We start from the raw sequence: 5,746 nt of genomic DNA on the forward strand, positions 1-5,746 counted from the left end.
ATGGATGTCCCGGTCGATCCGCCGCCGGTGATCCTCGCGCCCGAGATCAACGATCGTCCGCGGCCACCGCGACCGCGGCCGCGCACCGAGATACCCGGCAGGCCGCCGGGTTAAGAAACGTCAAAACCAACAAACGGAATTCAACAGGAGAGAGTAATGCGTCAGATGATTTCGGGACTGGTCGCGGCGGCTGCCGTGATGTTCGCCGCGACCGCGCCGGCCGCGGCCTGCGGCTTCAACCCATGCCAGCCGGTTGCGCCGGTCTATTCCGGCTGCAACACCGGTTGCGGCGGCTACGGTTATGGTGCCGGCTATGGCGCCTATGAGCGTCTCGCCGAGCCGACCACGCAGTATTATTACGTCAACCAGGGCCCGACCTACACCGGCCCGGGCGCCTTCGCGCCGTATCCGACCTACCGTGAAGACGCGGTCGTCGCGCCCGCCAATTACGGTTATGGCTATCGCGCCGCCGTGGCTCCCTATCACCGCCCGCACTACCGTCCGTACCGCTACGGCTACGGCCCGCGCTACGGCTATCTGCCGCGCGTGCACTACGGCCACGGTCCGCGCTACGGCTACGCCCACCGCCACGCGCCCATGCCGTACTACGGCGGCCACCGCGCGCTGCGCCGCTATTACTGATCTCTGATCGGTCGAGTTCGCGAAGCGCTCGTCCGCGATGCGGACGGGCGTTTTGTTTTTTGTTGTGACGCGAAGCCGCTATCGCTTCATCAGCCCCAGCCGGCTCGCGCCGACATAGAGCGAGAGCACGGCGGCGTTCGAGACGTTGAGGCTCTTGATCTCGCCGGGCATGTCGAGCCGCGCCACGACGCTGCAGGTCTCGCGGGTCAATTGCCTCAGGCCTTTTCCTTCGGCGCCAAGCACGAGCGCGAGCGGCTCGCGCAGTGCGACGTCCGAGAGGTCCTCGCTGCCTTCGCTGTCGAGGCCGACGGTCTGGAAGCCGAGGTCGTTCAGCGTGGTGAGCGCACGCGCGAGGTTTTGTACGGTCACCATCGGCACCAGCTCCAGCGCGCCGGAGGCGGCCTTGGCGAGCACGCCGGTCGCTTCCGGACTGTGGCGCGCGGTGGTGACGATCGCCTTGACCGCGAAGGCGGCCGCCGAGCGCAGGATGGCGCCGACATTATGGGGGTCGGTAATCTGATCGAGCACCAGCACCATGCCTTCCTGCGTCAGGGTCTCGATATCAGGCGAGGGCAGGGGATCGGCCTCGGCGAGCAGGCCCTGGTGCACGGCATCGGGCGACAGCAGGCGGTCGATCTCCTGGGGCCGGACGATCTCGGGGGTGACGCTGGTCTCGATATTTTCGTCGGCAAGCCGCTTCGCGGCGTTCTCGGTCAGCGTCAGCTTGCGGATCCGTCGCTCCGGATTGGCCAGCGCCATGGTGACGGTGTGCCAGCCGTAGAGGATGACAGGCCCGTCGGGGTGCGAATCACGGTCGCGCCAGGCCGGCCGGCCGGCCGATTTCCCGGGCCGATTGAAGGGCTTAGCCCCGCCGCGGGGACCCCTGGGGGTGAATTTTCGATCCTTCATGGGCTCGCTTGTGTCACGGGTCCCGGAATATGGCAATTTGGCTGGCTTCAGGGACGATTTTAGCTGTTCGCCTCGGTTGACTTTGCCCCACCGCATCGCCCATAAACGCGCCCGGTCGCGCCCCCATCCGGGCTGTCGCGGCCTTCACGTTCCATGGCCGTCTTCGGTCGCCGGCAAGGTCCGGCCCGATTGTGCTGCCGTCGAGCGGGGGAGTGTCCCGAGTGGCAAAGGGAGCTGACTGTAAATCAGCCGCCTCATGGCTTCGCAGGTTCGAGTCCTGCCTCCCCCACCAATCTTTTCAATGAGTTAGCCTGACAAGCTTCCCAGTGCCTCTGAGCGCCCCATAGCTGGGAAGCGTATGGGAAGCATCCCGTCCTTTGGTGCGGCCCTGACCTCCATTAGTTCGCGCCTTGTGAGAATCCCGGAGGCGAACATCCCGGGAAAAGTCCCGTAAAGAGTGCGCCGCCTGTTCTGAACCGGTTTGACTCCCCGTATGCTTCCGTCGTGACGGAAAAGGGACGAGCCGTTAACCGTGACGCACGCTAGAACGCCACGCGAGCCGCTAATGCGCTTCGTTGACGACGACGAGCTTGAACTGATGCTTCGCCGTGACGAATTCACCCGCGAGGATGTGAGGGTCGCCCTACGCTCAGTGAGGCATGGCCACAAGAAGGAAGAGGCGCTGGCCTATGCGGAGACGCTGGTACCAGATGCTGATTACCTGACGGGTTACTCACTCAGCGCGTTGGTTCGCGCCGATATCACAGACGCCGAAGCTGCGAGAGAGATAAAGAAAAACAAGGCGTTCTGTACTCGGTTGACTAGCCTCCTCCCGTCAATTCTTCGGCTCTTCAACGACCGGGATAATCTGGCCGGATTGTTTCGCATGATAGATGATTGTCATGGAGACTTTCACATCACTGCGGCCTCGCCCCGAAAGGATCGCCAAGCAAGAGAAACGCAGGAACGCCTGACGAACGCGATTAAGGCAACTCTCAAGGCGGCGGAAGCAATCGAAAAGGCCAACCAACTTTTGGATAGCGAATTTGACGGTTTTTGGAGGGTCTACCATCCGTATGGGGAACGACCACTGCACCTTAGTGAACTGATCGGCCAACTTAGAATGTGCGCGGGCGTCGGGGAAATTGTAGAGGCCAAGATCAATCTAAATCTGTACGGACCATTCAAAGCGTTATTCTTATCCGGCAATGACTCGCGCACCACCGTCGTCGAATACGCTCACCACATGTGTACGATGTGGAATGGGCCAAAATTAGTGACCACCCCCGGTTCGCAGTTTGCCGACCTTTGCAGCTTTCTTTTTGAGGCGGTGAGCGGTCAAGCCGAAGAAAGCTTGTCGGGCGCAATCAATCGTTACGCCCGCAGTGATGAACGTAAGCAATGGGACCGGGACGGCGAGGAAGAAGTTAGTCCCGATGACAACTTTGTCACTCAGAAAAACAAAACTAGGGTGGCTCAAATCAACATCAAAACGTACGCGGCGATGGCGCGATTTCCCGGGCTTTCGCCGATGGCCAAACAGTTGTTGGCGCTTCGGCTTGAAGACGAGGCCGACCAATACGAGGCGGCCAACAAAGCCTACGGACCAAACCAAGTATATCTGGACCAACTGAATTCCGAGCAAATAGCCACCATGTTCAAAGAAGCGATTTCAAGCTGGCATCCAAAGAAGCAGGAAGATTTCAATGACCTTATGGAAACTCAAATCTCAACGGCGAATTCGCTGGAAATCGAATTGGGCAAGACACGGCGTGCGGCGCGCAAGTTTGGAATTGACGGCTAGTACCGCCTCCCCTTGTACTTAGCGTCAACTGAGGTGCGGACCGTTCCGCTATGCATTCTCTCACCGCAGCGTAGCTTAACTGGATAAAGCCCTCGATGTTCGTCACTATATGTGGTCGGGACGATGCAGGTTCGACTCCTGCCGCTGTGCCAATTGCCCCTTCGCACCCCACCTTCGAGGCTCTTCGCACCCCTTCGCAGCTAGTCAAGCAAAACACGGCGTTTCACGCGAAGGGTGCTTCCCAATTCCATTCACTTCATAGCTGCAATCTGACTGTAAATCAGCCGCCTCATGGCTTCGCAGGTTCGAGTCCTGCCTCCCCCACCATGCTTCGCCCTTCGGGCTACGCGTGGCGCGGCCACGTGAAGCCAGAAGGGCAAAGCGTGGTGTCCAGCGAAGCCCGTAGGGCGGAGACGGACTGAAGCCTAACAGCTACCCCATCATCTCCCTGACCATCGGCACCACCTTCCGGCCATAAAGCTCGATGCTCTTCATCAGCTTCTCGTGCGGCAGGGGACCCGCCGAATATTTCAACTGGAAGCGCGAGATCCCGAGCGCCTTCGCCGTCTTGGCGATCTTGCGCGCGACGGTCTCCGGCGAGCCGGCATAGAGCGAACCGTGCTCGGCTTCGTTGACGAATTCGTCGCGGCCCATCGGCGGCCAGCCGCGCTCCTTGCCGATGCGGTCGCGCATGGCCTTGTAGTCCGGCCACAGCTGCTCGCGCGCCTCTTCATCGGTCTCGGCGACGTAGCCGGGCGAGTGCACGCCGATCGGCTGCGCAGGTCGGCCGAATTCCTTGAAGGCGCGGTGATAGAGCTCGACGAAGGGCGCAAAGCGCGCGGGATCGCCGCCGATGATCGCGAGCATCAGGGGCAAGTCGTAATGCGCGGCGCGCACCACCGATTGCGGGCTGCCGCCGACACCGATCCAGGTTTTAAGCCGGCCGTTCTCGACCGGCGGATAGACCAGCTGGTCCCGCAGCGGCGGACGCAGCTTGCCTTCCCAGGTCACCGGCTTCTGCGACAAGAGCGCGGCAAACAGATCGAGCTTCTCCTCGAACAGCTCTTCGTATTTGCGCAGGTCGAAGCCGAACAGCGGAAAGGATTCGGTGAACGAGCCGCGGCCGAGGATCACCTCGGCGCGTCCGTTCGACAGCGCGTCGAGCGTGGCAAAGCGCTGGAACACGCGGATCGGATCGTCCGAGCTCAGCACCGTCACGGCCGAGCCGAGATGGATGCGCTTGGTCCGCGATGCGATCGCAGCGAGCACGGTCTCCGGCGAGGAGATCGCGAAATCAGATCGGTGATGCTCGCCGAGGCCGATGAAGTCGAGGCCGAGCTCGTCGGCCAGCACGGCTTCGTCGACGACGTTGCGGATCACCTGCGCGTGGGGAAGCATGGCGCCTGAAGCGTCCGTGGTGACGTCGCCAAAGGTATCCAGGCCGAATTCGAGCGGTGCGGTCATTGATGAGGTCTCTGGGCGCAGCCTGCGCCTGTCACTGTAGGAGGGGATTGCTTACGGTGGAGCTAGGCCGTGCTGGTCGATGCAACAATGCTGCTTCGAGAAACGCACCGTTTCCTTTTTGGATCGCGTCAGGCCCGCGCGCGTTTAGTCGGATTCGGCGAACATCTCGACAAGGGTCTCGCGCAGCCAGCGCTGCGCCGGCACGGTGTCGTTGCGCTGGTGCCAGAACAGGCTGACGATGCGCGGCGGCGCCTTGAGCGGCAGCGGCAGGGCGTGCAGCAACGGCGCATGCCTTGATTGCGAACGCAGGTCGCTCGGCAGCACGGCAATGAGGTCGGACTGGCGCACGACCTCGTAGGCGGCGCTGTAGTGATTGACGGTCGCAACCAGGTTGCGCGACAGCCCGCGCGAGGCGAGGAAGAGGTCGTAGGACGGCAGGGTCTTGCCCGCGAGGCTCACATCGACGTGACCCGCGTTGAGGAAAGTGCGCGTGCTGAGCCGCTTCTGTGCGGCGAGCGGATGGCCGCGCCGCATGAAGCAGGCATAGTCGACCGTCCACAGCGAGCGCGAGCGAATGGCGGCCGGCTGCTGCGCCTCGTTGACATAGACGCTAAGCACGCAGTCGACCCGGTTGTTCTCGAGCTGGTCGGCGATCTCGATGACGGTGTTGGGCACGGTGTGGACGCGTGCCTTGGACGCGACCTTGCCGAGATGACCGAGCAGGTTCGGCATCACCAGCGAGGCGACGTAGTCCGACATCGACAGGCTGAACTCGGTCTGCGCGCGGCCGGGATCGAACACCTGTTCGTCGAGCGCACCACGGACGCTTTCCAGCGCCTCGCCGATCGGCTCCCACAGCACCACGGCGCGCTGGGTCGGACGGATGCCGGTGCCGGATCGCACGAACAGGGGATCGCCGAGCGCGTC

5 protein-coding genes and 2 tRNA genes are annotated in these 5,746 nt (G+C 62.4%); 4 read left to right on the forward strand and 3 right to left on the reverse strand.

Annotation, left to right across the window (positions count from 1 at the left end):
• Window positions 1–156: 156 nt before the first annotated feature.
• Complete coding sequence (locus tag MOV75_RS25160) at window positions 157–642, forward strand: hypothetical protein (protein WP_246930231.1); 486 nt, start codon at window positions 157–159, stop codon at window positions 640–642.
• Window positions 643–720: 78 nt separating this feature from the next.
• Here the strand turns inward: MOV75_RS25160 and rlmB are convergent, their stop codons facing one another.
• Complete coding sequence (rlmB, locus tag MOV75_RS25165; protein WP_246930235.1) at window positions 721–1,551, reverse strand: 23S rRNA (guanosine(2251)-2'-O)-methyltransferase RlmB; 831 nt, start codon at window positions 1,549–1,551, stop codon at window positions 721–723.
• 206 nt (window positions 1,552–1,757) lie between these two features.
• On the opposite strand from rlmB, the gene MOV75_RS25170 reads away from it, so the two are divergent.
• The 3 genes from MOV75_RS25170 to MOV75_RS25180 all read left to right on the forward strand — a co-directional run bounded on the left by MOV75_RS25170 (window position 1,758) and on the right by MOV75_RS25180 (window position 3,505).
• Window positions 1,758–1,843, forward strand: a tRNA-Tyr gene (locus tag MOV75_RS25170).
• A 273-nt stretch (window positions 1,844–2,116) separates the two neighbouring features.
• Complete coding sequence (locus MOV75_RS25175; RefSeq protein WP_246930237.1) at window positions 2,117–3,355, forward strand: hypothetical protein; 1,239 nt, start codon at window positions 2,117–2,119, stop codon at window positions 3,353–3,355.
• Window positions 3,356–3,419: 64 nt separating this feature from the next.
• Window positions 3,420–3,505: transfer RNA gene (locus tag MOV75_RS25180), tRNA-OTHER, on the forward strand.
• 282 nt (window positions 3,506–3,787) lie between these two features.
• Here the strand turns inward: MOV75_RS25180 and MOV75_RS25185 are convergent.
• Together MOV75_RS25185 and MOV75_RS25190 are read right to left on the reverse strand one after the other, a co-directional pair.
• Window positions 3,788–4,819, reverse strand: coding sequence for an LLM class flavin-dependent oxidoreductase (locus MOV75_RS25185; RefSeq protein ID WP_246930238.1), 1,032 nt, complete (start codon window positions 4,817–4,819; stop codon window positions 3,788–3,790).
• Between the two features lie 144 nt (window positions 4,820–4,963).
• The coding region (locus MOV75_RS25190; RefSeq protein ID WP_247006795.1) for a LysR substrate-binding domain-containing protein at window positions 4,964–5,746 on the reverse strand (783 nt) is incomplete at its 5' end.

Source organism: Bradyrhizobium sp. PRIMUS42 (assembly GCF_023006515.1).
Classification (GTDB): Bacteria; Pseudomonadota; Alphaproteobacteria; order Rhizobiales; family Xanthobacteraceae; genus Bradyrhizobium.